The following is a 25,462-nucleotide window of genomic DNA, read 5'->3' on the forward strand; positions in this document are numbered from 1 at the left end:
GAAAACGAAGTTATGACCACCGAAGTCAAGGTTCCCACGCTGGGTGAATCGGTCACCGAGGCGACCGTCGGCGAATTGCTCAAGAATGTCGGCGATGCCGTCGCCGTCGACGAGCCGATCATCAGCCTCGAGACCGACAAGGTCGCGGTCGAGGCCCCCTCGCCCGTCGCGGGCGTGATCAAGGAATTCAAGGTCGGCGTAGGCGACACGGTCGAGGTCGACGCGGTCATCGCGGTGATCGAGGAAGGCGCCGCTCCGGCCAAGTCCTCGGGCGGCGACGCGCCCAAGGCTGCTGCACCCGACGCGGGTGTCGAGAAGGCCGCCCCCGCGCAGGCGAAGGAAGCGAGTGGTTCGGACGCCTCGCAGACGCTGTCACCCGCCGTGCGCCGCGCCGTGCTCGAACACGGGGTCGATCCTTCGACCATCAAGGGCACCGGCAAGGACGGTCGCCTGACCAAGGAAGACGTGATCGCCGCAGCCGAAGCGAAGAAGTCGGGCGGCGGCGCGTCCGCGCCTGCCGCTTCCTCGGCGCCCGCCTCCACCGGCGGTGAACGCCGCGAGGAACGCGTCAAGATGACGCGCATGCGCCAGACGATCGCCAAGCGGCTCAAGGGCGCGCAGGACAATGCCGCGCTGCTGACCACCTTCAACGATGTCGACATGTCGGCGGTGATCGAGGCGCGCAACAAGTACAAGGACCTGTTCGCCAAGAAGCACGATATCCGGCTCGGCTTCATGGGCTTCTTCGCCAAGGCCGCCTGCCTCGCGCTGAAGGACGTGCCCGCGGTCAACGCCTATATCGAGGGCGACGAGATCGTCTATCACGACTATGTCGACATCTCGGTCGCCGTCTCGGCTCCCAATGGCCTCGTGGTCCCCGTCATCCGCGACGCGCAGGACAAGGGTTTCGCCCGCATCGAGAAGGACATCGCCGACTTCGGCAAGCGCGCCAAGGAAGGCACGCTGACGATGGACGACATGAAGGGCGGCACCTTCACCATCTCCAACGGCGGCGTGTTCGGCAGCCTCATGTCGACCCCGATCATCAACCCGCCGCAGAGCGCCGTCCTCGGCCTCCACCGCATCGAGGACCGCCCGGTCGTCGTGAACGGCGAGATCGTCATCCGCCCGATGATGTATATCGCCCTGTCCTACGACCACCGCCTGATCGACGGCCGCGAGGCGGTCACCGCACTCAAGATCATCAAGGAAGCGATCGAGGATCCCACCCGGATGCTGATCGACCTTTGACTCCAACGTCGCACAAGATCCTTCGACAGGCTCAGGATGAGCGGATGATGTGCGTAGACGCTTTGAACCCAGAACCGCTCGGCCTGAGCTTGTCGAAGGCCACGCGGAACGGAGGCCAAAATGGCTGAATACGACTACGACGTCCTCGTCATCGGCGCTGGCCCGGGTGGCTATGTCGCCGCGATCCGCGCTGCGCAGCTGGGCCTCAAGACCGCCTGCGCCGAAAGCCGCGAGACGCTGGGCGGGACCTGCCTCAACGTGGGCTGCATTCCCTCCAAGGCGATGCTGCACGCGAGCGAGTTCTTCGACGCCGCCGCCAACGGCACGATGGAGCACATGGGTATCGAGGTGAAGCCGAAGCTCAACCTCGACAAGATGCACGCGCAGCGCCGCGACGCCGTGAAGGGCCTCACCGGCGGGATCGAGTTCCTGTTCAAGAAGAACAAGGTCGACTGGAAGAAGGGTCACGCGACCTTCCAGGATGCGCACACGATCAAGGTCGGCGACGAGACGGTCACCGCCAAGAACGTGATCATCGCCACCGGCTCCTCGGTCACGCCGCTGCCCAACGTCGAGGTCGACAACGACAAGCAGGTGGTCGTCGATTCGACCGGCGCGCTCGAACGCGCTTCGGTCCCGAAGAAGATGGTCGTCATCGGCGGAGGCGTGATCGGGCTCGAACTCGGCTCGGTCTGGCGCCGTCTCGGCGCGGAAGTCATCGTGGTCGAATATCTCGACAAGCTGCTGCCCGGCATGGACGATGATGTCCGCAAGGAAGCGGCCAAGATCTTCAAGAAGCAGGGCATGGAACTGCGCCTGTCGACCAAGGTCACTGGCTGCACCGTCAAGGGCAAGAAGGCGATTCTGACGCTCGAACCCGCGGCGGGCGGTGACGAGCAAACGCTCGAAGCCGATTGCGTGCTCGTCTCGATCGGGCGCCGCCCGAACACCGATGGTCTCGGCCTCGAAAATATCGGGCTGGAGCTCAACAAGCGCGGCCAGATCGAAACCGACCACGATTTCCGCACCAAGGTCGACGGCGTGTGGGCCATCGGCGATGTCGTCCCCGGCCCGATGCTCGCGCACAAGGCCGAAGACGAGGGCATCGCCTGCGCCGAGAACGTGGCCGGCCAGACCGGCATCGTGAACCACGACGTCATCCCCGGCGTGGTCTATACCTGGCCCGAATTCGCCGGTGTCGGCCTGACGCAGGAGGAAGCGATCGAGAAGTTGGGCGACAAGGCCAAGGTCAAGGTCGGCAAGTTCCCGATGATGGCCAACAGCCGCGCCAAGACCAATCACGAGCCCGACGGCTTCGTGAAGGTCATCGCCGATGCCGAGACCGACCGCGTGCTCGGCGTCTGGGCGATCGCCAGCGTCGCCGGGACGATGATCGCGCAGGCCGCGCAGGCGATGGAATTCGGCGCCACCAGCGAGGATATCGCCTATACCTGCCACGCCCATCCGACGCATTCCGAGGCGATCAAGGAAGCGGCGATGGCGGTCCAGGGCAAGCCGATCCACATCTGACATGATGCAACCCGCGGGCCTCAACACCGATTGCATGGCCCGATAGATGCGCGGGCGCGGGATCTCGATCCTGTCGCTCGCGCTTCCCGTTCTGGCGGGCATCGCCTATCTCGCGCTCACCGGTGCGCCCCAGTCCTATGCCCTGATGAACGCATTGGCCGTGCTGTTGGCGAGCGCGGCGGTCCTTTTCCTACCCGGCATTGAGAGCGAAAAGGCGCGCCGCGTGCTCGTGGTCGCTCTCATCATCGGGCTCTTCGTTCCGCTCGCCAGTGGTCCCTACGTCAATGGCATCGCCCGCTGGCTGCCGCTCGGCGGTGTCATCCTCCATTCGGGCGCGCTGATCTTTCCCGCGATCACCGTCCTCGCGGCGCGCGACGAGGACTATGCCCCGCCGATCCTGCTCGCCGCTCTGCTCGCCGCCTCGCTCCAGCCCGATGCCGCGCTCGGTCTCGCGGTGATGATGGCCGCGGTCGGGCTGTACAATGCGACGCGCGACTGGCGGCTCGTCCCGGTCGCGGGGATCGCCTTCTTCGCCAGCATGGTGGCCGGGCTTCGCGGCGAATTGCCTGCCCAGCCGCATGTCGAGCGCATCCTCGTGCATCTCGCGATGGTCATGCCGCTCGCCGCCTTCGCCCTGGCGCTCGCCCTGCTCGCGAGCTTCTTCCTGATGGCGCATACCATCGCTGCGCCGAAGCCCGTCCGCCATGCGCTGGCGGGCAGCCTGTTCGGCTTCTCGCTCGCAGCGCTGGTCTCCAACTATCCCAGCGTGCTCATCGGCTACGGCGCCGCGCCGATCCTGGGCTACGGGCTGGCGCTGGCGCTCGCGCGTCAGACCTCGTCGGGATAGATCGGCTGGATGTCGACCGGGATCTCGTCCATCGCGGCAAAGCGACCGCGCGCCCAGTCGTCGAGCTTAGCGTAGCGCGCGAAGAAGGCCTTGGTGCCTTCGTAATCACCGTTGGCCTGCAGCATCAGCTGGTCGTGCAGCAGGTCGCGCAGCCCGCTTTCCATCTTCGCGTAATCGACGACGTAGCGATTGGCCGAAGCGTCCCAGGTGAAGGCGCCCTTCTCCTTGAGATAGCCGTATTGCAGCGCCGCGCCCTTGCCATGTGCCTCGTCAATGCCGAAGCGCATCGCGCGGAAGATGCCGGCGAAATAGGTCGCGTAGAGCTGCTGCTTCTCGGCCGCGGGGATTTCGCCCTTGTCCATCATGTAGAGGATATTCCACACACCCATGACGTCGGCCTTGCTTTCCTCGAGCGCCGAATACTGCTCCTTCAGCTCCTCGTTGACCGTAGTCTCGCGGCCGTCGACCGTGATCGTGCCCGGCCCGAGGCTGTGCGACAGCTCGTGGAACAACGTTTCCAGTTCCATATACTTCTTCGCCACTAGCGCCGCCTGCTCCTGCTTGAGGACGACGTCGCCGATCGGATCGAGGATGCGCTCGTATTTCGCGCCGAGGACATTGGCGAGGATGACCTTCTTCGCGCCCTTGGCCTCGCGCACGCGCTCGTCGTTCGGCAGGTTGAAGGCGATCGTCTGGACGCCCGGGACATTGTCGCCGCCGCCATGGATCTGGTCGGCCACCGCGATCGGACTTTCGAAGCCGCGCTGGAAGTTCTTGTAGCGGTCCTCGATCGGGAGGTTGCCCTCCATGTCGCGCAGATAATGCTTGTACTTCGCCAGCGCCGCGCTCTCTTCCGGGTTGCGCAGGGTGACGAAGCTTTCGAAGGCGGTCTTGGTGCCGTAGAGCCGGTCGGTATAGACCTCGTAGGGCCCGATCGCGACCTCGATCGGCGTATCGGCGAGGTCCATCCACGCCATCTCGCTCTCATAATAATCGTCGGTCAGGAAGCTTGCCGCGCGCAGCGAAAGGAACTTCTTGAGGCTCGGATTGCTGGTGCGTTGCGCCGCCTGTTCGAGCAGCCGCGCCGCGGGCACCAGGAATTCGCGATACTTGACCGAATAGGGCACGGCGACCAGCCGGTCGCCCTCGCGCTTGACCACCGTATAGGGGCTCAGCAGCGCCTCCTTCTGGTCGGGATGCGCGGCGAGATAGGCGTCGAACTCCTCGCGCGTCAGGTCGGCGGGATAGAATCCCGCCCCCTCGGGCAGCGGATCGCTTCCCCAGAAGGGGTGGAATTCCTCGAGGTCGTCCCATGCGCCGTAGTAGCGGTCGAACATCTTGAGCAGCAGGTCGCGATCGGCGCGACGGCTGCGTTCGATGGCGCTGCGGATCTGCGGATTGGCGGCGAAGCGCTGGCGCAGGTAGATTTCGTCCATGTAGCCGCTGGCCTGGATCAGCAGGTTGACGACGTCGCGCTCTTCCGCGCTGAGATAGGAGGTGTCGGGCGCCATCTCGATCCGCGCCAGCTTGGCGTATTGCGCGGCGAGGTCGTAGCTGTCCTGCGCCGGCGGCGGCGCCTCGGTCGAGACGACGTCGGTTTCGCTGGCGATGGGGGCGCAGGCGGTGCTGGCGAGCAGCAGGGGCAGGATGGCGCGGCGCATGAAGGGACCTCCGAAAATTGTCTTTATCGTGCTGGGGAAACGCCATGCGGCGGTGATGTGTCCCGTGCAAGTGCGCGATTGACCGAAGCGCAGGCATCGCCGACATTGGAGGCCAAGGGGGATACACGCATGGCCTATCCGAGACTGACCGACAAACCCGGTGCCATCGAGACCGCGGCGCAGATCGCACGCGGCGAAATCTCGCCGATCGAGGCGGTCGAGGCGGCGATTGCGCGAATCGAGCACCTCGATGCGCATATCAACGCGGTTGTCGTGACCGATTTCGACCGCGCACTGGAGACCGCACACGCGATGACCGAGCGCGGTCCCCAGGGCGACCAGCCGCTGTTCGGCGTGCCCATGACGGTCAAGGAGAGCTTCAACGTCGCGGGCCTGCCGACGACCTTCGGGCACGAGCGGTTTGCCGACAATATCGCCGCGAAGGACTCGGACGTCGTGCTGAAGCTCAAGGCGGCAGGCGCGATCATCCTCGGCAAGACCAATGTCCCGCCCGATCTCGCCGACCTGCAGAGCAACAATCCGCTCTATGGCCGGACCAACAACCCGCACGATCACGCCCGCGTCGCCGGCGGATCGTCGGGCGGCAGCGCGGCGGCGGTCGCGAGCGGCATGGTCCCCTGCGAATACGGCAGCGACATCGGCAGCTCGATCCGCAACCCGGCGCATTTCAACGGTATCTATGGCCACAAGACCAGCTTCGGCCTCGTCAGCCGACGCGGACACACGCATCCCATGGCCGGCGGCAAAGATGTTCACGACGGGCCGCTCTCGGTCGTCGGCCCCCTCGCGCGCTCGGCCGCCGATCTGCGCCTGCTGCTCGAGATCACCGCCACGCATCCGATGACATCCCGCAGCAAGCCGATCGAGCAATGCCGCTTCCTCGCGCTGCTCGACCATCCGCTGAGCGAGGTCGACGCAGCCGTGCGCACTCCCATCGAGGCCGCGCTCGAGGCGATTGCGGCATCCGGCGCGACGGTCGATCGCAGCAGCGAGCTGGTGCCCGACCTGGTCGAACAGCAAGAGGATTATCTCCGCCTGCTCAATGTCGCGATGGCACGGGGGCAACCGGCCCCCGACGGCAAGGCGATGACGCTGGCCGACTACTACCTGCTGCTCGACCGGCAGGCACGCTGCGAATATGCCTGGCAGGCGCTGTTCGACACCTACGACTTCGTGCTCGCCCCGCCGCTGCCCTTCCTCGCCTTCGAGCACGACGCGACGCCCATCGGCGAGCGCCGGATCACGATCAACGGCAAGGACAGCGCCTTCGCCGACGGGCTCGCCTGGGCGGGCCTGGCGACCTATCCCAACCTGCCGTCCACCATCGTTCCTGTGGGCGAGACGGGAGGCCTCCCTTGCGGGATGCAGGTCATATCGCGCAGGTGGGCGGACCTCGATTGCATTGCCGCGGCAGAAGCGATCGGACACATTCTGCACGGATAAGGGATCGCACGAAAAATGGGTCATCAGCGTACGATGCGACGCTTCGCGAAATGGCATATCTGGCTGGGATGGCTGGTCGGCTTTCCGGTACTGATGTGGACCGTCACCGGGCTCGTCATGGTCGCCAAGCCGATCGAGGAAGTGCGCGGCAACCATTTGCGCAAGGAAGTGCCAGAGCGCGCCCTGCCTTCGGATACGCAGATCGCAGTGTCCCTGCCGGCCGAGAGCACAAGGCCCGTGCGTTCGGTCACCACGCAAGTCGAGCGCGGCGAGACGGTGACCCGCATTGCCTATATGGACGGGTCCACTGCCCGCTTCCGGCCCGACGGCAGCGCCATGGGGCCGCTTTCCGAAGTGGAAGCGCGCCTGATCGTCGCGGAGAGTATCGACGGTGGCGACAAGGTCGTCAGCAGCACCCGCTTCGACGCCGATGCCGTGCCGTTCGACTTCCGCCGCCCAATGCCGGTGTGGCAGGTGGCGCTGGAGGACGGCACCCATGTCTATGTCGGGGCCGACACCGGCCAGATCGAGGCCGTGCGCACGCGCTGGTGGCGGGTCTTCGATTTTGTCTGGGGCCTGCACATCATGGATTTGCAGACGCGCGAGGACACGCATCATCCGATCCTGATCTTCTTCGCCCTGCTGTCGGTGATCGGCGCGCTGCTCGGCTGCGTCCTCATGTTCCGCCGCCGCAAGGCGCGCATAGTCGCGAAGTGAATCCCGAGGTCCTCACCCCCGTCCTCGACTGGCTCGACCTGGCGGGCGTGGCGATCTTCGCACTGACCGGCGCGCTGGTCGCCGCCAAGGAGCGCCAGACCTTCGTCACGCTCGCCTTCTTCGCGCTGCTGACGGGTGTCGGTGGCGGCACGGTGCGCGACATACTGATCGGCGCCCCGGTATTCTGGATTCACGACGCCTGGGTCGCCGCGATCTGCCTCGCCATGGCCTTGTTCGCCTGGTTCACGCCCACGCGTTGGTGGGAGGGACGGCGATTTCTCTCGATCGCAGACGGTCTCGGCCTCGCGGCCTATGCCGTGCTCGGATCGGCCAAGGCGCTCGAATACGGCCTGCCGCCGACCCCGGCGATGCTGATGGGCGTGATCACGGGCTGCGTCGGCGGGATCATCCGCGACGTCATCGCCGGGCGTCCCTCAATCCTCATGCGGCCCGAGCTCTACGTGACCGCGGCGGCGCTGTCGGCGAGCGTGACCGTGCTGGGCGACCTCGCGGGGATCCAGCGCGAATGGGCATGGCTGGCCGCGACGGGCGCAGGGTTCGGCCTGCGCCTCGCCGCGATCAAGTGGAACCTGGCTCTACCCGCCTACGAGCGGAACTAGATCGAGCGGCCCTGGTAGCCGGTGCCGATGTCGAGATCGGCATCGACCTCGCCCTCATCCTCGCCGGGCAACGGCCCGCCCGGATAGGCAGGCTGCGCATCGTCGGCGCGGGCCCGCGCGGCGGCATAGGAATCGTCGGCGTACTGGCGGTCCTCATCGGCGCCATAGTCGGCATCGGCGCCCGAATAGCCGCTCGTGCCCTGCCCGTAGTCGAGCGCCTCGATGCGGCCGTCTTCGCCGATCGAACAGGTAAAGCCCTGCCCGTCGTAGAGCGAGCCGCTGACGCTCCAGCCGTCGGCATTGCGGTTGACGGCATCGACCGTTTCCACCCGCGCATTGCGCTCGATTTCGTCGACGCACATCGACACCGCGCGATCGATCCCCCGGCCGTCGTCATAGCGATAGTCGCCACGGCGCGGATCGGGATAGCGCGGTACGGGCTGCGGGTAGCGGTCGCGCGACCCCTTGGCCGCGTTGGCCACGGCGGCAATGCCGCCGAGAATGAGGACACCGGCAAGAACGTCGCCGGCGCTCACGCCCCGGTGGCGGCGGTAACGATAATAGCGATGATCGTATGCGACATCGTCGCCGGGCGCCCAGGCAGGAGCAGCGCGCGATGCGGTCGGAGCAGCAGGGCGCGGCAGTTCGGCGGCCTGCGCGGGAATGGCGGTGAGCGAGACGAGCGCAAGCAGTGCCGGCGCGGTGGAAAGCTTCTTCATGGACGGCATGGTCCGGTACCCCTCTGAGCGAGCCTCCACCAAAGCACGCAATTGTCGATTGCATGGAAATAGGCGGTCCAGGCTAAATGATAGCTGAACCGCCCATTCTGGTTTTTGCGGAAGCGATCAACGCAGGCCGCGGATCCCGTGGAAGTCGAGATCGGTCACCCGGCCACGCTGGACATCGCAGGTGAAGCTGCCGCTGTCGCGGTCGTTCCAGCGCTGGTAGCGATTGTAGCGATCGCGATAGCCATAGCGGTCGTAGCGACCGCCGCGATAGTTGCCATCGACGACCATCCGGCCCTTGACCCGCCAGCCATAGCGCTTGTCGTCGACATCGCGGATGTCGGTCACCTGAGCATAGCGATACCCATAGCGGCGCGCGTCGCTCCGGGCGGCGTTGATGCACTGCTGCACGGCGGCGCGCGGGTTGCCGCGATAGGAATAGGCGTTGCGGCGATAGTCGTCGCCGTTGCGATAATAGCGGCCATCGCGATAGTAGCGGCCGTCGCGATAATGATCGCGATCCTTGCTCGCCGCGCTGGCGATAGCGGCGATGCCGCCGATGATGACTGCGCCGGCGATCACGTCACCGACCGAAATTCCATCGTCGTTGCGGTCGCGGGCCTGGGCAGGGGTGGCTCCGGCCAGCGCCATAGCGCCGACGGCAGCCGTTGCGATCCCACCCTTCGCGAACGTCTTGGTCAAAAGTTTCATCTCGAGGTCCTCCTCATTGGGGCCGCGGCGGGACTGCCCCGGCTCTGAATAGGGTTCTAGAGGAGTCGCACTGAGATGACGCTGAACTCTGGCTACAGCCGATGTTCAGCTAAATGCCCATTTTTCTGAATGTCTATTTTTCCAGGGATTCAAGCACATCGCGCGTGAATGCCGCGATATCGAAGCGCGATCCGGTCGGATCCTCGCCCCTGCGCACGATCACGACGTTCAGGCTCGGAACGATGACGATATACTGCCCGCGATTGCCCATGGCGGCGAAGGTGTCGGCGGGGACGCCGTCCGACTTGTTGAGCAGCCAGAAGCCCGCGCCATAGCCGAACGGGCCATCTGGCTGCGGGCCCGAAGGCGCGGATACATAGTCCACCCAGCCCTCGGGCAGGATGCGCGTGCCGTCGCTCAACACGCCGTCGTCGAGATAGAGCTGGCCGAGCTTCGCGAGGTCGCGCGCGGTCGACCAGACCTGGCTCGAGAGGATGTAGTCGCCGCGCCAGTCGGTTTCGGCGACCGTGTCGTGCATTCCGAGCCGGGCGAACAGTTCGGCAGGCGGGTGATCCTTCAGCGAGGCCCCGATCGCCTTCACCGCCGCAAGCGTGTCGTTGTTGGCATAGCGGTAGACCGTGCCGGGCCGGTGGAGGAGCGGCCAGTGCAGCGCGGTCTCCTCGACCGTCGCGCCGCCGAAATAGAGCGGGTCGGTGCGATTGCCCGGGGTATCGGAATAGCGACCCGACGCCATGCGCAGCAGATTGTCGATGGTGATCTGCTTGCGTCGATCGTTGAAGAAGAGGCCCAGCCCCGCCGATTTGGTGACATCCGCTTCGCCGCGCTGCACTGCCGTGCCGACGAGCGTCGCCGCGATACTCTTGGCGACCGACCAGGTGCGTTGCGGGGTCTGTGGATCGAAGCCTTCCGCATATTGCTCCACGAGCGCATCGCCCCGTTTCACCAAAACTGAGGTTGTACGAGTCCCTTCCCCGAAGTGTTCGGTAAAGGCATTATTCAAAGGGTCGGCTAGATTGCGCGCGATCATCAGGCTTGCTGTCTCGCTGCTAGAACCCGGACGAGCAGTCTGAACAGACCGTTCGACAAATTTGTCGGAAGTGGGAGGGTAGGAACGGTACGATCCGGAAACTTCGACCGTGCCGCTGTCGGTGTCCAACCTACTAGGCTCGAATCCTATCGGCTGGATTGAACAGCCACGTCCATTCTCGGCCACCGCCACACGTGGCGGCATATCGATTTCCCAGTCGACCTCAACTGCTCCTAATCCTTCACCATCAGGAATGGGTAGCAGGCGATATTCGAGATTGTGCACGATCTCATCCAAGGGCGCCTGGATGCCCGTCAGTTCCCACTGCTCGACGCTCTCGGGTGTCCGCGTCGCACCATTGCGTTCGGCATTGGCGATCGCGCTGCACAGGAACAGCGCCTTGTAGCCTGCAGCCAGAGCGCGGTCGTAACGGGTGTCGAGCTGCTCCTGCGTGGTCGACTGGGCGGCGAGCGGGGCGGCGGCGAGCAGCGCGGCGGCTGCGAAGGCGTGTCTGATCATGCAGCCCTTGTGGCATGCCGCGCGCAGAGCGCAAAACAAAAGGGCCGGAAGGTTTCCCTCCCGGCCCCGCTTGTCTCTATCGAGAGGCGCCTCAGGCGTCTTCGAATTCTTCCTCGGTCATCACCGGGCCCGAATCCTGGCCCTTGGCGTCGACGTCGCGGTCGACGAACTCGATGACCGCCATCTGGGCGGCGTCGCTCGAGCGGTAGCCGGCCTTGATGATGCGGGTGTAGCCGCCGTCACGGTCGGCATAGCGCTCGGCCAGGACGTCGAACAGCTTCTTGAGCTGCGTTTCGTCCTGCAGACGGCTTTGCGCCAGGCGACGGTTCGAAAGACCGCCACGCTTCGCCAGCGTGATCAGCTTTTCGATGTACGGGCGCATTTCCTTCGCCTTGGGCAGCGTGGTGATGATCTGCTCGTGCTTGATCAGCGCGGCAGCCATGTTGCGGAACATCGCATTGCGGTGACCGGTCTTGCGCTGCAGCTTGCGGCCGGAAATCTTGTGACGCATTTCAACTTGTCCTTCGTTCGTAAGGGGCCCGTTCTAGGTAGCCCGGTACGGGCCGGAATAAGGGGTCCGGCCCAATCCCCATTTCTTGGCCAACCTCGCGGTCGGGTCGGTGCCGGCCCACTCCCCCACCCGGCCACCCACGGGACCATCCTGATCGGGTGGCTGGGTGGGGGAGTGGGTTGGTGCCGCAAGGATCGGACGGAGGTCCGATCCGCACCTTCAAATTAGCCGAGCAGCTCCTGTTCGAGCTTCTTGGCCATTTCCTCGATGTTCTCCGGCGGCCAGCCGGGGATGTCCATGCCGAGGCGCAGGCCCATCGAGGAAAGGACTTCCTTGATCTCGTTGAGCGACTTGCGGCCAAAGTTCGGCGTGCGGAGCATCTCGGCCTCGGTCTTCTGGACCAAGTCGCCGATGTAGATGATGTTGTCGTTCTTGAGGCAGTTCGCCGAACGCACCGACAGTTCCAGCTCGTCGACCTTCTTGAGGAGGTAGCGGTTGAGCTGGTTGGTGTCGCTTTCCTGCGGTTCCGCGGCCTGGCCGATCATGGCCGAGGTGGGCTGCGGGATGCCGTCTTCGAAGTGGACGAACAGCGTCAGCTGGTCCTGGAGGATGCGCGCGGCATAGGCCACGGCGTCTTCCGGGGTGACGGTGCCGTCGGTCTCAACGGTCAGCGAAAGCTTGTCGTAGTCGAGTTCCTGGCCGACGCGAGCGTTCTCGACCTTGTAGCTCACCTGGCGAACCGGCGAATACAGGCTGTCGACGGGGATGAGGCCGATCGGCGCATCGGCCGGGCGGTTCATCACGGCCGGGCGGTAGCCCTTACCGGTGTCGGCGGTGAGCTCCATGTTGAGCGTCGCGCCTTCGTCGAGGTGGCAGATCACGAGATCCTTGTTCATCACCTCGATATCGCCCGAAACGGCGATGTCGCCGGCCTTCACTTCGGCCGGGCCGGTGGCGGAAAGCTGCAGGCGCTTCATGCCCTCGCCTTCCATCTTGAGCGCGATCTGCTTCACGTTGAGGACGATGTCGGTCACGTCTTCGCGCACGCCGGCGAGCGAGCTGAATTCGTGGAGCACGTTCTCGATCTTGATCGAGGTGATCGCGGCGCCCTGGAGCGAGCTGAGCAGCACGCGACGCAGCGCATTGCCGAGCGTCAGGCCGAAGCCACGCTCGAGCGGTTCGGCCACGAAGGTCGCCTTGCGCGCCTTGTCGCCGGAATCCTTGATATCAAGGACATTGGGTTTCTTGAGTTCCTGCCAGTTCTTGATGTTGACGGACATGAAAATCCCCTGGTTCGGATGCGGGCAGGACCGGAGCTCTTCGATGAGAGCGTCCGGTCCGTGAGGAGTGTCGGCGGCCCGCTAGCGAGCCGCCAGGCAGGTACGGATCAGACGCGACGACGTTTGGAAGGACGGACCCCGTTGTGCGGGATCGGCGTCACGTCGCGGATCGAGGTGATCGTGAAACCGACTGCGGCGAGACCGCGCAGTGCGCTTTCACGGCCCGAGCCCGGGCCCTTCACTTCGACTTCGAGGGTGCGCACGCCGTGTTCGGCGGCCTTGCGGCCCGCGTCGTCGGCGGCGACCTGCGCGGCATAGGGAGTCGACTTGCGGCTGCCCTTGAAGCCCATCATGCCGGCGCTGGACCAGCTGATCGCATTGCCCTGCGCGTCGGTGATGGTGATCATGGTGTTGTTGAAGCTGGCGTTGATGTGCGCGACGCCAGAAGAAATGTTCTTCTTGTCGCGGCGCCGAATACGGCCGGGTTCGCGTGCCATGGTGTGTGTTCCTCTATATTCTCAAGAAGGGAAAAGCGTACGGACGAACCGCGCTTACTTCTTCTTGCCGGCGATCGGCTTGGCCTTGCCCTTGCGGGTGCGGGCGTTGGTGTGGGTGCGCTGGCCGCGAACGGGCAGACCGGCACGGTGACGCAGGCCGCGGAAGGACTTGAGGTCCATGAGCCGCTTGATGTTCATCGCGGTTTCGCGACGAAGGTCGCCTTCCACGGTGAAGTCCGCATCGATCGTTTCGCGAACACGCAGGATTTCCTCGTCGGTCAGGTCCTGCACGCGGCGCGCGTGATCGATGCCGAGCTTGTCGGCGATCTCGACGGCCTTGGTCCGGCCGATACCGTGAATATAGGTGAGCGCGATGATAACGCGCTTGTTGGTGGGGATGTTTACCCCGGCAATACGAGCCACTTAAATCTCCATGCTCCACAGGGGCCGAACAGTCGGGATCCCCTATCTCATCGCTCAATTCACCGGCATTGGCGGGACTTGCCTAACGCAAAAAGCCCGGATGGCGCACATAGGCTGCCGCCTGCCGGACTCACCGCAATGTCGAATGAACCGCGCGCTTAGGCGGATTCGCAGGACGCGTCAACCGTCCAGCGCACGCAAAACGACGGAGCCGCCGTAGCGGCGGCCGCCAGTCGCTGGGCATCTTGTAGCGCAGAGCGCCGGAAACGTCAAAGCCCTCACATGACTCCGAAGGCGAGCATGGCGTCGGCGACCTTCTTGAAGCCCGCGATATTGGCCCCGCGCACGTAGTCTACATGGCCGCCCTTCTCGCCAAACTCGACGCATTTGCCGTGAATGCCCTCCATCAGTTCGGTCAGCATCTGGCCGAGCCGTTCGTGGTTCCAGCTGATCCGCTCGGAATTCTGGCTCATCTCGAGGCCCGAGACCGCCACCCCGCCGGCATTGGCCGCCTTGCCGGGACCGTACAGGATCCTGGCATCGTGAAACACCTTCACGCCCTCGAGCGTGGTCGGCATGTTGGCGCCCTCGGCCACCGCCATGCAGCCGTTGCCGACCAGCTCGCGTGCCTCGGCCTCGTTGAGCTCGTTCTGCGTCGCGCAAGGCAGCGCCACGTCGCAGGGGACGTCCCAGGGACGCTTGCCCTCGTGGAAGCTGGCGCCGGTGAAATGATCGACATATTCGCTGATGCGCCCGCGGCGCTCGTTCTTGAGCGCCTTGACCCAGTCGATCTTCTCCTGGTCGATGCCGTCGGGATCGTGGATGAAGCCGCCGCTGTCGGACAGTGTCAGCACCTTGCCGCCGAGCTGGACGATCTTCTCCGCCGCATGCGTGGCGACGTTGCCCGAGCCCGAAACCACGGCAGTCTTGCCCTCGACGTCCTGCCCCTGGTGCTGGAGCATGTTGCGCAGGAAGTAGACCGCGCCGTAGCCGGTCGCCTCGGGTCGCATCTTCGAACCGCCGTATTCGGTCCCCTTGCCCGTCAGCACGCCTTCCCAGCGATTGGTGATGCGCTTGTACTGGCCGAACATATAGCCGATCTCGCGCGCGCCGACGCCGATGTCGCCCGCGGGCACGTCGGTATCGGGGCCGATGTGGCGATAGAGTTCGGTCATGAAGCTCTGGCAGAAGCGCATGACCTCGCTGTCGCTCTTGCCCTTGGGGTTGAAGTTCGCCCCGCCCTTGCCGCCTCCCATGGGCAGGCCGGTGAGCGAATTCTTGAAGGTCTGCTCGAAGGCAAGAAACTTGAGCACGCTCTCGTTGACGCTGGGATGGAAGCGGATGCCGCCCTTGTAGGGCCCGATCGCATTGTTGTTCTGAACCCGCCAACCGCGCTGCACGCGGACGCAGTGGTTGTCATCCTCCCAGCAGACGCGGAAGCTGACGATCCGGTCGGGCTCGACGATCCGGCGCAGAATCTGCGCTTCGTGGTATTCTTCCTTGTCCTCGATGAAGTCGAAGACGTCCTGCGCCACTTCCTGGACCGCCTGGACGAACTCGTCCTGCCCCGGATTGCGCTTCTTCACCCCTTCCATGAAGGTCGGAAGGTCCACGTGCCTGTCGTAAACGGATGCCATGTCGCAATTCCCCCTCATACCCTTGCGGGCCAGTTGACCATTGCGACCCCGGCGCCCTTGTGACGGGCGCTCTTCAGTCTGTGTTATTCGGTATCCTGCAAGGCATCGATCTGCGATTCGATGCTCGGCTCCTCGCCGGCGTCGCCCTCGTCCGATCCGGCATCGGGCGCGTCCCCGCCCGCCAGCGCGCCAAGATGGTCGCGCAATGCCGCAAGCTGCTGGCTCATCACGCCATCGACCGCCTTGGCGATCGTCGGAATCTCATAACGCATGTGGCCGCCGACGACATACTCCCAGCGAATCCTCGTCCCGCCGTCGATCTCCTCGAGCGTGATCGTCAGCACGCCGGTGGCGGGTTCGCCCTGGAGCGGCCCCAACCCGCCGCGCATGCGCAGCGCCTTGAGCGGATAGGCCTGGATCACGGTCATGTGCTGGACGCTGCCGTCGAGCGAGAAACCGTCCGGCCGGTCCTCGCCCGGCACGCGTTCGCAGAAGCAGCCACCCGCCTGCGGGGTCAGGCTCATGTTGGCCGCGTCGCCCGACCAGGTATGCGCGTCGGTCCACCAGTCGCCCGGCCGGATCAGCGCCAGCCAGGCCTTCATCGGGGTCGCGGCGACCTCGGCCGTGTCCTGCGTCGAGAAACCGGTGGCGCTCGTCTCGGCGACCTTGGCCGACAGCGGCGCCGTGCCGGCCAGCACGGCAGCACTCAGGACGATGGCGGCTAGGCGCATATTTCCTCTCTCCCCTTGGTGGAGAGAGGTCCTAGGCGAAGTCGATCGGCTTTGAAAGCTGTGTGCGCCTCAGCGCGTCAGGATCGCGTCGATCGCGTGGGTCACGTCCTCGATGGAGGCCATGCCGTCGACCCGGCTGACGATCCCGCGTTCCTCATAGCCCGGCAGGATCGGCGCAGTCTTGCCGCGATATTCCTGCATGCGCGTGCGCACGGTCTCTTCATTGTCGTCGGGGCGACGCTTGAACTCGGTCGAGCCGCATTTGTCGCACACGCCGGCAACCGCAGGCTGCTTGAAGACGTCGTGATAGCCCTCGCCGCACTTGGCGCAGGTGTAGCGACCGGTGATCCGCTCGACGAGCGCATCCTCGTCAACCCCGAGCTCGATCACATGGTCGAGCTTGCGGCCGTGCTTGGCGAGAATCGCGTCGAGCTGTTCGGCCTGCGCCGCGGTGCGCGGATAGCCGTCGAAGATCGCGCCGACCTCGGGGCCCATCTCGGCCAGCTTGGCGTCGATCATCGCCGAAACGATCTCGTCCGAGACGAGGCCGCCCGAATCCATGATGTCGGCGACCTTGCGGCCCAGTTCGCTGTCGGCCTTGCGCGTTTCGCGCAGCATGTCGCCGGTCGACAGCTGGCGCATGCCGTGGTGCTCGACGAGGCGCTGAGCCTGCGTTCCCTTGCCAGCGCCCGGAGGGCCCAGGAGGATGATATCCATTGCGTAAAGTCCCCTTCGCCCGTGCTGTGCCTTAACGCAGGCGTCCCTTCAACTTCGCTTTCTTGATCAGGTCGCCATACTGGTGGGCGAGCAGATGCGACTGGATCTGGCTGATCGTGTCGACGGTGACGTTGACCACGATGAGCAGGCTGGTGCCGCCGAGGAACAGCGGAACGCCGGTCTGTGCGATGCCCCATTCGGGGACGACGCAGACGATCGTCAGATAGATCGCACCGATCACGGTGATGCGGGTCAGCACGTAATCGAGATATTCCTCGGTGCGCTTGCCCGGGCGGATGCCCGGGATGAAGCCACCGTTCTTCTTCAGGTTCTCCGCCGTTTCCTCCGGATTGAAGACGATAGCAGTGTAGAAGAAGCTGAAGAAGATGATGCCCGCGGCATAGAGCGCCATGTAGAGCGGCTGGCCGTGCTGGAGATATTGCAGGACCGTCTGCAGCCCGCCGCCCACGGCGCTGTCGGTATCGACCGAATTGCCCGCGAACTGGGTGATGGTCAGCGGCAGCAGCAGCAGCGAGCTGGCGAAGATCGGCGGGATCACGCCGGCGGTGTTGAGCTTGAGCGGCAGGTGCGAGCGATCGGCCTGCATCATGCCGCGTTGCGTCGCGCGCTTGGGATACTGGATCAGCAGGCGGCGCTGGGCGCGTTCCATGTAACAGATGCCGAGAATCAGCAGCACGACCATGACGATGAAGCCGACGACCACGCCGGTGCTGATCGAGCCTTCGGCATAGCCCGACCCCATGTTCGAGGCGAAGGTCGGGAACTGGGCGACAATGCCGGCCATGATGATCAGCGAAACGCCGTTGCCGATCCCGCGACTGGTGATCTGTTCGCCGAGCCAGAGCAGGAACATGGTCCCGCCGACGAGGCTGATGACCGCGCCGATGCGGAACATGATGCCGGGGTCGACGACCGCCTGCAGGCCGCTCTGCGCGCCGTAGCTTTCGAGGCCCGAGGCAAGGAACCAGCCCTGGATGGCACAGAGGAAAACTGTGCCGTAGCGGGTGTACTGGTTGAGCTTCTGTCGCCCGACGGTGCCCTCTTTCTTGAGCGCAGCCAGCGAGGGATGCAGCGCCGCGGCGAGCTGCACCACGATCGAGGCGGTAATATAGGGCATGACGCCGAGCGCGATGAGACTCATGCGCTCAAGGCTGCCGCCCGAGAAGGTGTTGAACAGGTCGAGGATGCCACCCCGAGTCTGGTTGTAGAGGTCGCTCAGGATCAGCGGGTTCACGCCGGGCAGCGGAACGAAGCTGAGGAAGCGGAAGACAATCAGGGCCCCGATGGTGAACCAGATGCGGTTCTTGAGCTCGGTGGCCTTGGAGAAGTTTGCGAGGCTCATATTGCTCGCGAGATTATCGGCGCGTGATGCCATGGGAATCTGTTCAATCCTGAATTGGCGCCGGTCCCTCCCGGCACAGGAAGGCTAGATAGGGAGCGGGGGGCGGAATGTCGAACCCCGCCCCCCGAATTTTCCCGCTTACTTTGCCTTCTTCGCCTTGTTGGCTTCGGCACGAGCAGCCTTCTTTTCGTGCTCGGGCTTGTCGGCGGCGATCACTTCGACCTTGCCGCCAGCCTTCTCGACCGCCTCGATGGCGCCCTTCGAGGCACCGGCAACCTTGAAGCTGACCTTGGTCTTGAGTTCGCCCTTGCCGAGCAGGCGGACGCCGTCCTTGCCGCCACGTGCGAGGCCGGCAGCCTTGAGCGCTTCGTGGTCGAGCACGCCCTTGGCGTCGAGCTTCTTGGCGTCGATGAACTTCTGGACCATGCCCAGGTTCACTTCGGCGAAGTCCTTGCCGAACGGGTTGTTGAAGCCGCGCTTCGGCAGGCGCATGTGCAGCGGCATCTGGCCGCCTTCGAAGCCCTTGATGGCGACGCCCGAGCGTGCCTTCTGGCCCTTCTGGCCACGGCCGCCGGTCTTGCCCTTGCCCGAGCCGATGCCGCGACCGATACGGATGCGGTCCTTGCGTGCGCCGGAGTTGTCGCGGATATCATTCAGTTTCATAGTGCACTCGCTTTCGCTTTCTAACGCCCCTTCACGGGGTACGCGCTGTTGGGAGGTGGGCGCCGATAGTCTGTTTGGCCGTGCTTGTCGACCCCCAATCGGGCCGGCAAAGGCGGCGGTTTCACGAGCATAGGGCAGGGTCTTGGAGAATATGCTTCGGCAACACCGCAGCGGGGTAGCGAATGACGCCGTCGGCAGGATCGGCGCGCGCGAATGGACAATCGCCGCCGTCGCGCTGCTGGCGCTGGCTTTCATCACGCGCTTCGCGACCTTCGGCCATCCCGACCTGCATGTCGACGAGACCTTCTACTTCGCCTCGGGCGTCGAAGTGGCGAAGGGCGCCATTCCCTTCGTCGACGTATGGGACCGCAAGCCGCCCGGGCATTTCCTGCTGTTCGCCGCCATCGCGCTGCTTTCGAACGACTATCTCGCCTATCAGATAGCCGCCATGCTGTTCGCTTGTGCGACCGCGCTGGCGGTCTATGCGCTGGCGCGCACTCTCGTTGCGCACTGGCAGGCGCTGGCGGGCGGTGCGATCTACCTGCTCTCGCTCTGCCTGTTCAACGGCCAGGGCGGACAGAGCCCGGTGTTCTACAATCTCTTCATGGCGCTCGCGGGCGCGATGCTGCTGGCCGCCCTGCCCCGATTCGACGGCCGAGGCGGCGGGATCCTTGTTGCCGGCGCCATGCTGCTGGCGGGTGTGGCGCTCACGATAAAGACCACCGCCCTGTTCGAAGCGCTCTACTTCGGCCTGTTCGCAGCTGCATTCCAGATCCGATCGGCGGGGCTTGGTCGAGCCACCGTGCTCCGCGTGGCGCGCTGGGCGGCGCTCGGCGCCCTGCCGACCGCCGCCTTCGCCCTATGGTATGCGCTCTACGGCTATTGGGACGAATACTGGACCGCGATGGTGCTCTCCAACCTGCGCAAGCCGGTCGAGGACAATGGTGGATTGCAGCGGCTGTGGGTGCTCTGCCTGATGGCGCTGCCGCTGCTCGCCGCATGCGGCGTGGCGTTGCCGAAGGTTCGGGAGCCCTATCGCTTGTTTTTCGCCGGATGGGTGCTCGCGGCGCTTGTCGGATTCTTCTCGGTGCCGGCCTTCTACCTGCACTACGCGCTTCCCCTGTTGGTGCCCCTCTGCGCGCTGGCGCCGGCCAGCCTTGCCTGGCCGCGAACCGGGGCCCTCCTGCTCGGCTCGGCGGCCGTCATGCCCGTGCTGTTCTATTCCTTCTTCGATTTCGCGGACACGCGCGAGGCGAAGGCCGCCATGGCGAGGCTCGAGGACGCGGTCGAGCGCGGCCGGGATGGCGGGCCCTTGCTCGTCTACGACGGCCCCCCGCTGCTCTACACGCTGACGGGCACGCGCTTTCCCACCCCGCTCGCCTTCCCCAACCACCTGCACCAGGCGTCCGAGCGCGACGTCAGCCACATCGCCACCCTGCCCGAAGTCGAGCGGCTGCTTGCGCTGCGTCCGAGCGTGATCGTCGACCGGACGACCGCCGTGACCAACCAGGAAACCGCCGAACTGGTCCGCGCCTACGAACGCGAGCACTGCACGCCGTTGGCTTCGGAACCGATGATGAAGGGCTGGAATATCGAGGTGTTGGTCTACGGGCACTGTCGCGACCGGGCCCCCGAATAGAAAAGGCCGGGCAACGCTCTGCGCTGCCCGGCCCTTCTGTCCGATAAAGGTCGGATCGATCAGTCGACCACGGTCACCAGATGCGGGACCTTGGCGATCGCGCCGCGCACCTCGGGGGTGTCCTGGCGTTCGACGACCTTGTGCATCTTGTTCAGCCCCAGACCGATGAGGATCTGGCGCTGGCTTTCGGGACGGCGGATCGGCGAACCGATCTGCTTGATCTTGATGGTTTTCGCTTTGGCCATCGATCTTACTCCGCGATAGCTGCGGCGTCGGCTTCAGCCTCGGCCTCCGATGCGCCACCACGACCGAGCAGGTCGGCGACCTTCTTGCCGCGACGCTGCGCAACCGACTTCGGCGAAGTCTGGTCCTGCAGCGCGTCGAAGGTGGCGCGGATCATGTTGTAGGGGTTCGAGGTGCCGACCGACTTGGTCACCACGTCGGCAACGCCGAGGCTCTCGAACACGGCGCGCATCGGACCACCGGCGATGATGCCGGTACCCGGAGGCGCGGTGCGGACGGTGACCTTGCCGGCACCGAAATGGCCCTTGCCGTCGTGATGGAGGGTGCGGCCCTCCTTCAGCGCGACGCGGATCATCTTCTTGCGCGCAGCGGCGGTCGCCTTGCTGATCGCTTCCGGAACTTCGCGGGCCTTGCCCTTGCCGAAGCCGACGCGGCCCTGGCCGTCACCGACAACCACGAGAGCAGCGAAACCGAAGCGCTTGCCGCCCTTCACCGTCTTGCTGACGCGGTTGATGTGGACGAGCTTCTCGATGATGCCGTCGTCTTCTTCCTCGCGGCGACGGTCGTCGCGGCGGCCACGACCACGGCCACGGCCGCCGTCACGATCGCCACCACGGCCACGACCGCGACCCTGGCGGGGCTGGCCTTCGGCACCCTGAGCGGGCGACTGGTTGTCGGCAGCTTCCGACGGCGTGTCCGCCACGGCCGGCTGCTCGTTGGTCACCGCGGTTGCCGTTTCGGCGGTCACGGTTTCTTCGTTCTTGGTTTCGTCAGCCATCATCAGAACTCCAGCCCGCCTTCGCGAGCGGCGTCGGCCAGCGCCTTGACGCGGCCATGGAACAGGAAGCCGCCGCGATCGAACACGACGGTGGTCACGCCGGCCTTCTTGGCAGCAGCGGCGATGTCGCTGCCGACCTTCTTGGCGGCTTCGACATTGGCGCCCGAGCCCTTCACGCCCAGCGTCGAGGCAGCGGCAACGGTCTTGCCGGCAGCATCGTCGATGATCTGCGCATAGATGTGCTGGCCGGTGCGGTGCACCGACAGACGGGGCTTGCCACCCGAAACGCTTTTGAGAGCGGTGCGGACGCGGCGACGGCGACGTTCAAAGAGAGAGAGCTTTGCCATCTTACTTCTTCTTCCCTTCCTTGCGGAAGATGTATTCGCCGCGATAGGCGATACCCTTGCCCTTGTAGGGCTCGGGCTTGCGCCAGCGACGGACTTCGGCAGCGAACTGGCCGACCTTCTGCTTGTCGATACCCGAGATCTCGACCGTGGTCTGGTCCGGGGTCTTCACCTCGAGGCCTTCGGGAACGTCGAGATCGACGTCGTGCGAATAACCGAGCTGAAGCTTGAGCTTCTTGCCCTGGGCCTGCGCACGGTAGCCGACGCCCTTGATCTCGAGGACCTTGCTGAACCCGTCGGTCACGCCTTCGACCAGGTTCGACACGAGCGTGCGCTGCATACCCCAGTGGTTACGCGCGGCGCGGGTGTCGTTGGCCGGCTTGACCGAGATCGCGCCGTCTTCGAGCTTGTAGTCGATCAGGTCGGACAGGCCCATGGTCAGGGTGCCCTTGGGACCCTTGACCGAAAGCATGTCGCCGTCGATCTTGGCCTCGACCCCGCTCGGGATCGCGACCGGCTTCTTGCCGATGCGGCTCATCAGAACACCTCCGCCAGCACTTCGCCGCCGACGTTTTCGGTGCGGGCTTCGGCATCCGAAAGCACACCCTTGGGCGTCGAGACGATGGTGATGCCGAGACCGTTGCGCACGATCGGGAGTTCCTTCGAACCCGAATAGACGCGGCGGCCCGGCTTGGAGACGCGAGCGACATGCTTGATCGCAGGTTCGCCCTCGAAATACTTCAGTTCGATCCGCAGCTGTGCGTGCTTGCCCGAAGCGTCTTCGCTGTAGCCACGGATGTAGCCTTCGCGCTGGAGCACTTCGAGGACGTTCGCACGCAGCTTCGAAGCGGGCGAGAGGACGCTGTCCTTCTTCGCGCGCTGGCCGTTGCGGATGCGGGTGAGCATATCACCCAGGGGATCGGTCATAGCCATCTGTCTTTACCTCACCAGCTCGACTTGGTCAGGCCCGGAATCAGGCCCTTGTTGCCGAGGTCGCGCAGTTCGATGCGGTTGAGACCGAACTTGCGGTAGTAGCCGCGCGGGCGGCCGGTGGTGGAGCAGCGGTTGCGCACCCGGGTCGGGTTCGCATTGCGCGGCAGTTCCGCCATCTTGAGCCGGGCCATCAGGCGCTCGGACTCGTCGAGGCTTTCATCGTCAGCGATAGCCTTCAGCTTCGCGAACTTTTCCGCATACTGCTTGACGAGCTTCTTGCGACGCTCGTTCTTGTTGATCGAACTCAGTTTCGCCATTGGACTTAAGTTCCTCTCTTAGCGGCTCACGCCGCCTCCTTCTCTTCCGACTTTTCAGCCGGGAACGGGAAACCGAACAGCTTCAGAAGCTCGCGAGCCTCTTCGTCGGTCTTCGCCGTCGTGGTTACGATGATGTCCATCCCCCGGACCTTGTCGATCTGGTCGTAGCTGATCTCGGGAAAGATGATCTGTTCCTTCAGGCCCATGGCATAGTTGCCACGGCCGTCGAACGACTTCGGGTTGAGGCCGCGGAAGTCGCGGATGCGCGGCATGGCCACGGTCACCAGGCGATCCATGAACTCGTACATGCGTTCGCGGCGCAGGGTGACCTTGCAACCGATCGGCATGCCTTCACGCAGCTTGAACTGCGCGATCGACTTCTTGGCCTTGGTGATAACCGGCTTCTGGCCGGCGATCAGTGCCATTTCCTCGGCTGCGGTCTGAACCTTCTTCTTGTCCTGGCTGGCTTCGCCGACGCCCATGTTGAGCGTGATCTTTTCCAGTTTGGGGACTTCAAGAGCGTTCTTGTAGCCGAACTTCTCGGTCATCGCCTTGACGATCTGCTCGTCGTAGCGCTGCTTCATGCGGGGCGTGTAATCAGCCATCGATGGTCTCCCCGGACTTCACGGCAACGCGCACCTTCTTGCCGTCCTTTTCTTCGAAACGGACGCGAGTGGCCTTGCCGGTCTTCGGATCGGCCAGCGCAACCTTGCTGATGGCCATCGGCGCTTCGAAGCGGTCGAAGCCACCCTGCGGGTTCTGCTGGGTCGGCTTGCGGTGACGGGCAGCGATGTTGACGCCTTCGACGACGATCTTGCCATCCTTCGGCATGACCTTCGCGACGGTGCCGGTCTTGCCCTTGTCCTTGCCGGACAGGACGACGACGCTGTCACCCTTCTTGATCTTAGCGGCGGCCATTACAGCACCTCCGGAGCAAGCGAGATGATCTTCATGAAGCCGCGGCCGCGCAGTTCGCGCACCACCGGGCCGAAGATACGGGTGCCGATCGGCTCTTCGTTCTTGTTCACGAGCACCGCGGCGTTGCTGTCGAAGCGGATCACGCTGCCATCGGGGCGGCGAACGTCCTTCTTCGTGCGCACGATGACGGCGCGATGGACATCGCCCTTCTTCACCTTGGTGCGCGGCTGGGCTTCCTTGACGGAAACCACGATCACGTCGCCGACGGAAGCAGTCCGGCGCTTCGAGCCGCCCAGTACTTTGATGCACTGGACGCGCTTGGCGCCGCTGTTGTCCGCGACGTCGAGATTGGATTGCATCTGGATCATCGATCCGGTTCCTTCTCAATGGCTTGCCGGAACAAGTCCGGCAGTTCCTACGTCAAAAAAGCTCAGTTACCGGCGGCTTCGACTTCGAGGTCAGCCTCGACAGCCTGCGTGCCACCTGCGGTAACGCGATCGATCACCTGCCAGGTCTTGGTCTTGGAGATCGGCTTGGTTTCTTCGATGCGCACGACGTCGCCGAGCGTGAACTCGTTGTTCTCGTCATGGGCATGGTACTTCTTCGAGCGGCGAATGATCTTCCCGTAGAGGGGATGCTTCACCTTGCGCTCGACGAGCACGGTCACGGTCTTGTCGGTCTTGTCGGAGGTGACGGTCCCGATCAGGATACGCTTGGGCATGGTCTACTCCTTAAGCCTTCGCTTCAGCCGAACGCGAACGCTCGGTCTGCAGCGTCTTGATCTTGGCGATCGTGCGGCGGACTTCGCGGATGCGGGCCGGAGCCTCGAGCTGGTTCGTCGCCGCCTGGAAGCGGAGGTTGAACTGCTCGCGCTTCAGCGTGGTCAGCTCTTCGGCCAGCTGGTCGTCCGACTTCTGGCGCAGGTCTTCAATCTTGGCCATCATTCGCCTCCCAGGTGGGCGGTGTCACCCATGCGGGCGACGACCTTGGTCTTGATCGGCAGCTTCATCGCTGCGCGCTCGAACGCTTCGGCGGCCAGCGGGCCGGCAACGCCGTCAAGTTCGAACAGGATGCGGCCCGGCTTCACGCGAGCGGCCCAGTATTCGATCGAGCCCTTGCCCTTACCCTGACGGACTTCGGCAGGCTTCTTCGACACCGGCACGTCGGGGAAGACGCGGATCCAGAGACGACCCTGACGCTTGATGTGACGGGTGATCGCACGACGCGCGGCTTCGATCTGGCGCGCGGTGATGCGTTCCGGTTCCATCGCCTTCAGGCCGTACGACCCGAAGTTCAGCGTGGTGCCGCCCTTGGCGTTGCCATGGATCTTGCCCTTGAACGCCTTGCGGTACTTGGTTTTCTTCGGTTGCAGCAT

Annotated in this window: 32 protein-coding genes; 7 read left to right on the forward strand and 25 right to left on the reverse strand. The window is 64.7% G+C overall.

Annotated elements, in window-relative coordinates; all coding sequences use genetic code 11:
- Positions 1-12 precede the first annotated feature (12 nt).
- The 3 genes from odhB to K3181_RS01435 all read left to right on the forward strand — a co-directional run bounded on the left by odhB (position 13) and on the right by K3181_RS01435 (position 3,628).
- Complete coding sequence (odhB, locus tag K3181_RS01425) at positions 13-1,251, forward strand: 2-oxoglutarate dehydrogenase complex dihydrolipoyllysine-residue succinyltransferase (RefSeq protein ID WP_221600122.1); 1,239 nt, start codon at positions 13-15, stop codon at positions 1,249-1,251.
- Positions 1,252-1,371: 120 nt separating this feature from the next.
- Positions 1,372-2,781, forward strand: a complete 1,410-nt coding sequence (gene lpdA / locus K3181_RS01430) for a dihydrolipoyl dehydrogenase (protein ID WP_221600124.1) — start codon at positions 1,372-1,374, stop codon at positions 2,779-2,781.
- Between the two features lie 46 nt (positions 2,782-2,827).
- Positions 2,828-3,628 carry a hypothetical protein gene (locus tag K3181_RS01435; RefSeq protein WP_221600126.1) on the forward strand — a complete coding sequence of 267 codons (801 nt, stop codon included), beginning with the start codon at positions 2,828-2,830 and terminating at the stop codon, positions 3,626-3,628.
- On the opposite strand, the gene K3181_RS01440 is transcribed toward K3181_RS01435, so the two are convergent.
- A complete protein-coding gene (locus tag K3181_RS01440; RefSeq protein ID WP_221600128.1) occupies positions 3,610-5,289 on the reverse strand; it encodes a dipeptidyl-peptidase 3 family protein in 1,680 nt (559 codons plus the stop codon). The genes K3181_RS01435 and K3181_RS01440 overlap by 19 nt on opposite strands.
- A gap of 129 nt (positions 5,290-5,418) precedes the next feature.
- Here K3181_RS01440 and K3181_RS01445 point away from each other — a divergent pair, with 129 nt between their 5' ends.
- Genes K3181_RS01445 through K3181_RS15585 form a run of 3 tightly spaced genes read left to right on the forward strand, consistent with a single transcriptional unit; the run spans position 5,419 to position 8,090 of the window.
- Entirely contained in the window at positions 5,419-6,753 is a 1,335-nt protein-coding gene (locus tag K3181_RS01445) for an amidase family protein (protein ID WP_221600130.1), read from the forward strand.
- A 15-nt stretch (positions 6,754-6,768) separates the two neighbouring features.
- On the forward strand, positions 6,769-7,470 hold the full coding sequence (locus tag K3181_RS15580) for a PepSY domain-containing protein (protein ID WP_247714826.1): 702 nt from the start codon (positions 6,769-6,771) through the stop codon (positions 7,468-7,470).
- A complete protein-coding gene (locus tag K3181_RS15585; protein ID WP_345725431.1) occupies positions 7,467-8,090 on the forward strand; it encodes a trimeric intracellular cation channel family protein in 624 nt (207 codons plus the stop codon). Before K3181_RS15580 ends, K3181_RS15585 begins: the two co-directional genes overlap by 4 nt.
- Here the strand turns inward: K3181_RS15585 and K3181_RS01455 are convergent.
- From K3181_RS01455 to rplO, 12 genes are all read right to left on the reverse strand, one after another.
- Positions 8,087-8,809, reverse strand: a complete 723-nt coding sequence (locus K3181_RS01455; protein WP_221600132.1) for a hypothetical protein — start codon at positions 8,807-8,809, stop codon at positions 8,087-8,089. The two genes, K3181_RS15585 and K3181_RS01455, sit on opposite strands and share 4 nt — an antisense overlap.
- A gap of 126 nt (positions 8,810-8,935) precedes the next feature.
- A complete protein-coding gene (locus K3181_RS01460) occupies positions 8,936-9,526 on the reverse strand; it encodes a hypothetical protein (protein ID WP_221600134.1) in 591 nt (196 codons plus the stop codon).
- Positions 9,527-9,659: 133 nt separating this feature from the next.
- Positions 9,660-11,093, reverse strand: coding sequence for a serine hydrolase domain-containing protein (locus tag K3181_RS01465; protein WP_221600136.1), 1,434 nt, complete (start codon positions 11,091-11,093; stop codon positions 9,660-9,662).
- Between the two features lie 91 nt (positions 11,094-11,184).
- Complete coding sequence (gene rplQ / locus K3181_RS01470) at positions 11,185-11,604, reverse strand: 50S ribosomal protein L17 (RefSeq protein WP_221600138.1); 420 nt, start codon at positions 11,602-11,604, stop codon at positions 11,185-11,187.
- A gap of 224 nt (positions 11,605-11,828) precedes the next feature.
- Complete coding sequence (locus K3181_RS01475) at positions 11,829-12,884, reverse strand: DNA-directed RNA polymerase subunit alpha (protein WP_221600140.1); 1,056 nt, start codon at positions 12,882-12,884, stop codon at positions 11,829-11,831.
- A gap of 107 nt (positions 12,885-12,991) precedes the next feature.
- Positions 12,992-13,381: a 30S ribosomal protein S11 gene (gene rpsK / locus K3181_RS01480; RefSeq protein WP_160607305.1), complete on the reverse strand. Its 390-nt coding sequence runs from the start codon at positions 13,379-13,381 to the stop codon at positions 12,992-12,994.
- Between the two features lie 54 nt (positions 13,382-13,435).
- Positions 13,436-13,804, reverse strand: a complete 369-nt coding sequence (gene rpsM, locus K3181_RS01485) for a 30S ribosomal protein S13 (RefSeq protein ID WP_221600141.1) — start codon at positions 13,802-13,804, stop codon at positions 13,436-13,438.
- Between the two features lie 278 nt (positions 13,805-14,082).
- Positions 14,083-15,441, reverse strand: a complete 1,359-nt coding sequence (gdhA, locus tag K3181_RS01490; RefSeq protein WP_221600143.1) for an NADP-specific glutamate dehydrogenase — start codon at positions 15,439-15,441, stop codon at positions 14,083-14,085.
- Positions 15,442-15,524: 83 nt separating this feature from the next.
- Complete coding sequence (locus K3181_RS01495; protein ID WP_221600145.1) at positions 15,525-16,172, reverse strand: SRPBCC family protein; 648 nt, start codon at positions 16,170-16,172, stop codon at positions 15,525-15,527.
- A 69-nt stretch (positions 16,173-16,241) separates the two neighbouring features.
- Entirely contained in the window at positions 16,242-16,889 is a 648-nt protein-coding gene (locus K3181_RS01500; RefSeq protein ID WP_221600148.1) for an adenylate kinase, read from the reverse strand.
- A gap of 31 nt (positions 16,890-16,920) precedes the next feature.
- Entirely contained in the window at positions 16,921-18,285 is a 1,365-nt protein-coding gene (secY, locus tag K3181_RS01505) for a preprotein translocase subunit SecY (RefSeq protein WP_221600150.1), read from the reverse strand.
- Between the two features lie 105 nt (positions 18,286-18,390).
- Positions 18,391-18,915: a 50S ribosomal protein L15 gene (gene rplO / locus K3181_RS01510; protein ID WP_221600152.1), complete on the reverse strand. Its 525-nt coding sequence runs from the start codon at positions 18,913-18,915 to the stop codon at positions 18,391-18,393.
- Between the two features lie 151 nt (positions 18,916-19,066).
- Between rplO and K3181_RS01515 the strand changes: the two genes are divergently transcribed.
- Entirely contained in the window at positions 19,067-20,554 is a 1,488-nt protein-coding gene (locus K3181_RS01515) for a hypothetical protein (RefSeq protein ID WP_221600154.1), read from the forward strand.
- Positions 20,555-20,613: 59 nt separating this feature from the next.
- Here the strand turns inward: K3181_RS01515 and rpmD are convergent, their stop codons facing one another.
- The 12 genes from rpmD to rplP form a co-directional block, all read right to left on the reverse strand.
- Entirely contained in the window at positions 20,614-20,799 is a 186-nt protein-coding gene (rpmD, locus tag K3181_RS01520; protein ID WP_221600156.1) for a 50S ribosomal protein L30, read from the reverse strand.
- A gap of 5 nt (positions 20,800-20,804) precedes the next feature.
- On the reverse strand, positions 20,805-21,578 hold the full coding sequence (gene rpsE / locus K3181_RS01525) for a 30S ribosomal protein S5 (protein ID WP_247714827.1): 774 nt from the start codon (positions 21,576-21,578) through the stop codon (positions 20,805-20,807).
- Complete coding sequence (rplR, locus tag K3181_RS01530; RefSeq protein WP_221600158.1) at positions 21,578-21,922, reverse strand: 50S ribosomal protein L18; 345 nt, start codon at positions 21,920-21,922, stop codon at positions 21,578-21,580. The genes rpsE and rplR overlap by 1 nt, the downstream gene beginning before the upstream one ends.
- Before the next feature lies 1 nt (position 21,923).
- Positions 21,924-22,457 (reverse strand): 50S ribosomal protein L6, encoded by a 534-nt coding sequence (gene rplF / locus K3181_RS01535; protein WP_221600160.1) that lies wholly within the window; start codon positions 22,455-22,457, stop codon positions 21,924-21,926.
- Positions 22,457-22,852 (reverse strand): 30S ribosomal protein S8, encoded by a 396-nt coding sequence (gene rpsH / locus K3181_RS01540; protein WP_221600162.1) that lies wholly within the window; start codon positions 22,850-22,852, stop codon positions 22,457-22,459. Before rpsH ends, rplF begins: the two co-directional genes overlap by 1 nt.
- Positions 22,853-22,863: 11 nt before the next feature.
- Positions 22,864-23,169, reverse strand: coding sequence for a 30S ribosomal protein S14 (rpsN, locus tag K3181_RS01545; RefSeq protein WP_221600164.1), 306 nt, complete (start codon positions 23,167-23,169; stop codon positions 22,864-22,866).
- Positions 23,170-23,195: 26 nt separating this feature from the next.
- Positions 23,196-23,774: a 50S ribosomal protein L5 gene (rplE, locus tag K3181_RS01550; protein WP_221600166.1), complete on the reverse strand. Its 579-nt coding sequence runs from the start codon at positions 23,772-23,774 to the stop codon at positions 23,196-23,198.
- Positions 23,767-24,087 (reverse strand): 50S ribosomal protein L24, encoded by a 321-nt coding sequence (gene rplX, locus K3181_RS01555; RefSeq protein WP_221600168.1) that lies wholly within the window; start codon positions 24,085-24,087, stop codon positions 23,767-23,769. The genes rplE and rplX overlap by 8 nt, the downstream gene beginning before the upstream one ends.
- Positions 24,087-24,455: a 50S ribosomal protein L14 gene (rplN, locus tag K3181_RS01560; RefSeq protein ID WP_006831888.1), complete on the reverse strand. Its 369-nt coding sequence runs from the start codon at positions 24,453-24,455 to the stop codon at positions 24,087-24,089. The genes rplX and rplN overlap by 1 nt, the downstream gene beginning before the upstream one ends.
- 62 nt (positions 24,456-24,517) lie before the next feature.
- On the reverse strand, positions 24,518-24,808 hold the full coding sequence (gene rpsQ / locus K3181_RS01565; RefSeq protein ID WP_221600170.1) for a 30S ribosomal protein S17: 291 nt from the start codon (positions 24,806-24,808) through the stop codon (positions 24,518-24,520).
- A 10-nt stretch (positions 24,809-24,818) separates the two neighbouring features.
- Positions 24,819-25,028, reverse strand: a complete 210-nt coding sequence (gene rpmC, locus K3181_RS01570; protein ID WP_221600172.1) for a 50S ribosomal protein L29 — start codon at positions 25,026-25,028, stop codon at positions 24,819-24,821.
- Positions 25,028-25,462, reverse strand: coding sequence for a 50S ribosomal protein L16 (gene rplP, locus K3181_RS01575; protein WP_221600174.1), 435 nt, complete (start codon positions 25,460-25,462; stop codon positions 25,028-25,030). Before rplP ends, rpmC begins: the two co-directional genes overlap by 1 nt.

Source organism: Qipengyuania mesophila, assembly GCF_019711655.1.
Taxonomy (GTDB): Bacteria; Pseudomonadota; Alphaproteobacteria; order Sphingomonadales; family Sphingomonadaceae; genus Qipengyuania; species Qipengyuania mesophila.

Excerpts from the sequence above, each read along its gene's own strand:
- rpsH (WP_221600162.1), bottom strand. The coding sequence starts at position 22,852 with ATGGCTATGACCGATCCCCTGGGTGATATGCTCACCCGCATCCGCAAC.
- K3181_RS01495 (WP_221600145.1), bottom strand. The coding sequence starts at position 16,172 with ATGCGCCTAGCCGCCATCGTCCTGAGTGCTGCCGTGCTGGCCGGCACG.
- rpsN (WP_221600164.1), bottom strand. The coding sequence starts at position 23,169 with ATGGCGAAACTGAGTTCGATCAACAAGAACGAGCGTCGCAAGAAGCTC.
- rplR (WP_221600158.1), bottom strand. The coding sequence starts at position 21,922 with ATGGCAAAGCTCTCTCTCTTTGAACGTCGCCGTCGCCGCGTCCGCACC.
- rplO (WP_221600152.1), bottom strand. The coding sequence starts at position 18,915 with ATGAAACTGAATGATATCCGCGACAACTCCGGCGCACGCAAGGACCGC.
- rplF (WP_221600160.1), bottom strand. The coding sequence starts at position 22,457 with ATGAGCCGCATCGGCAAGAAGCCGGTCGCGATCCCGAGCGGGGTCGAG.
- rpsK (WP_160607305.1), bottom strand. The coding sequence starts at position 13,381 with ATGGCACGCGAACCCGGCCGTATTCGGCGCCGCGACAAGAAGAACATT.
- lpdA (WP_221600124.1), top strand. The coding sequence starts at position 1,372 with ATGGCTGAATACGACTACGACGTCCTCGTCATCGGCGCTGGCCCGGGT.
- K3181_RS01500 (WP_221600148.1), bottom strand. The coding sequence starts at position 16,889 with ATGGATATCATCCTCCTGGGCCCTCCGGGCGCTGGCAAGGGAACGCAG.
- K3181_RS01440 (WP_221600128.1), bottom strand. The coding sequence starts at position 5,289 with ATGCGCCGCGCCATCCTGCCCCTGCTGCTCGCCAGCACCGCCTGCGCC.
- rpsQ (WP_221600170.1), bottom strand. The coding sequence starts at position 24,808 with ATGCCCAAGCGTATCCTGATCGGGACCGTCACCTCCGACAAGACCGAC.
- K3181_RS01460 (WP_221600134.1), bottom strand. The coding sequence starts at position 9,526 with ATGAAACTTTTGACCAAGACGTTCGCGAAGGGTGGGATCGCAACGGCT.
- rplP (WP_221600174.1), bottom strand. The coding sequence starts at position 25,462 with ATGCTGCAACCGAAGAAAACCAAGTACCGCAAGGCGTTCAAGGGCAAG.
- K3181_RS01515 (WP_221600154.1), top strand. The coding sequence starts at position 19,067 with ATGCTTCGGCAACACCGCAGCGGGGTAGCGAATGACGCCGTCGGCAGG.
- rplQ (WP_221600138.1), bottom strand. The coding sequence starts at position 11,604 with ATGCGTCACAAGATTTCCGGCCGCAAGCTGCAGCGCAAGACCGGTCAC.
- K3181_RS01435 (WP_221600126.1), top strand. The coding sequence starts at position 2,828 with ATGCGCGGGCGCGGGATCTCGATCCTGTCGCTCGCGCTTCCCGTTCTG.
- rplX (WP_221600168.1), bottom strand. The coding sequence starts at position 24,087 with ATGGCCGCCGCTAAGATCAAGAAGGGTGACAGCGTCGTCGTCCTGTCC.
- gdhA (WP_221600143.1), bottom strand. The coding sequence starts at position 15,441 with ATGGCATCCGTTTACGACAGGCACGTGGACCTTCCGACCTTCATGGAA.
- K3181_RS01455 (WP_221600132.1), bottom strand. The coding sequence starts at position 8,809 with ATGAAGAAGCTTTCCACCGCGCCGGCACTGCTTGCGCTCGTCTCGCTC.
- rpmC (WP_221600172.1), bottom strand. The coding sequence starts at position 25,028 with ATGGCCAAGATTGAAGACCTGCGCCAGAAGTCGGACGACCAGCTGGCC.
- K3181_RS15580 (WP_247714826.1), top strand. The coding sequence starts at position 6,769 with ATGGGTCATCAGCGTACGATGCGACGCTTCGCGAAATGGCATATCTGG.
- secY (WP_221600150.1), bottom strand. The coding sequence starts at position 18,285 with ATGGCATCACGCGCCGATAATCTCGCGAGCAATATGAGCCTCGCAAAC.
- rpsE (WP_247714827.1), bottom strand. The coding sequence starts at position 21,578 with ATGATGGCTGACGAAACCAAGAACGAAGAAACCGTGACCGCCGAAACG.
- K3181_RS01475 (WP_221600140.1), bottom strand. The coding sequence starts at position 12,884 with ATGTCCGTCAACATCAAGAACTGGCAGGAACTCAAGAAACCCAATGTC.
- K3181_RS01445 (WP_221600130.1), top strand. The coding sequence starts at position 5,419 with ATGGCCTATCCGAGACTGACCGACAAACCCGGTGCCATCGAGACCGCG.
- K3181_RS01465 (WP_221600136.1), bottom strand. The coding sequence starts at position 11,093 with ATGATCAGACACGCCTTCGCAGCCGCCGCGCTGCTCGCCGCCGCCCCG.
- odhB (WP_221600122.1), top strand. The coding sequence starts at position 13 with ATGACCACCGAAGTCAAGGTTCCCACGCTGGGTGAATCGGTCACCGAG.
- rplN (WP_006831888.1), bottom strand. The coding sequence starts at position 24,455 with ATGATCCAGATGCAATCCAATCTCGACGTCGCGGACAACAGCGGCGCC.
- rplE (WP_221600166.1), bottom strand. The coding sequence starts at position 23,774 with ATGGCTGATTACACGCCCCGCATGAAGCAGCGCTACGACGAGCAGATC.
- rpmD (WP_221600156.1), bottom strand. The coding sequence starts at position 20,799 with ATGGCCAAAGCGAAAACCATCAAGATCAAGCAGATCGGTTCGCCGATC.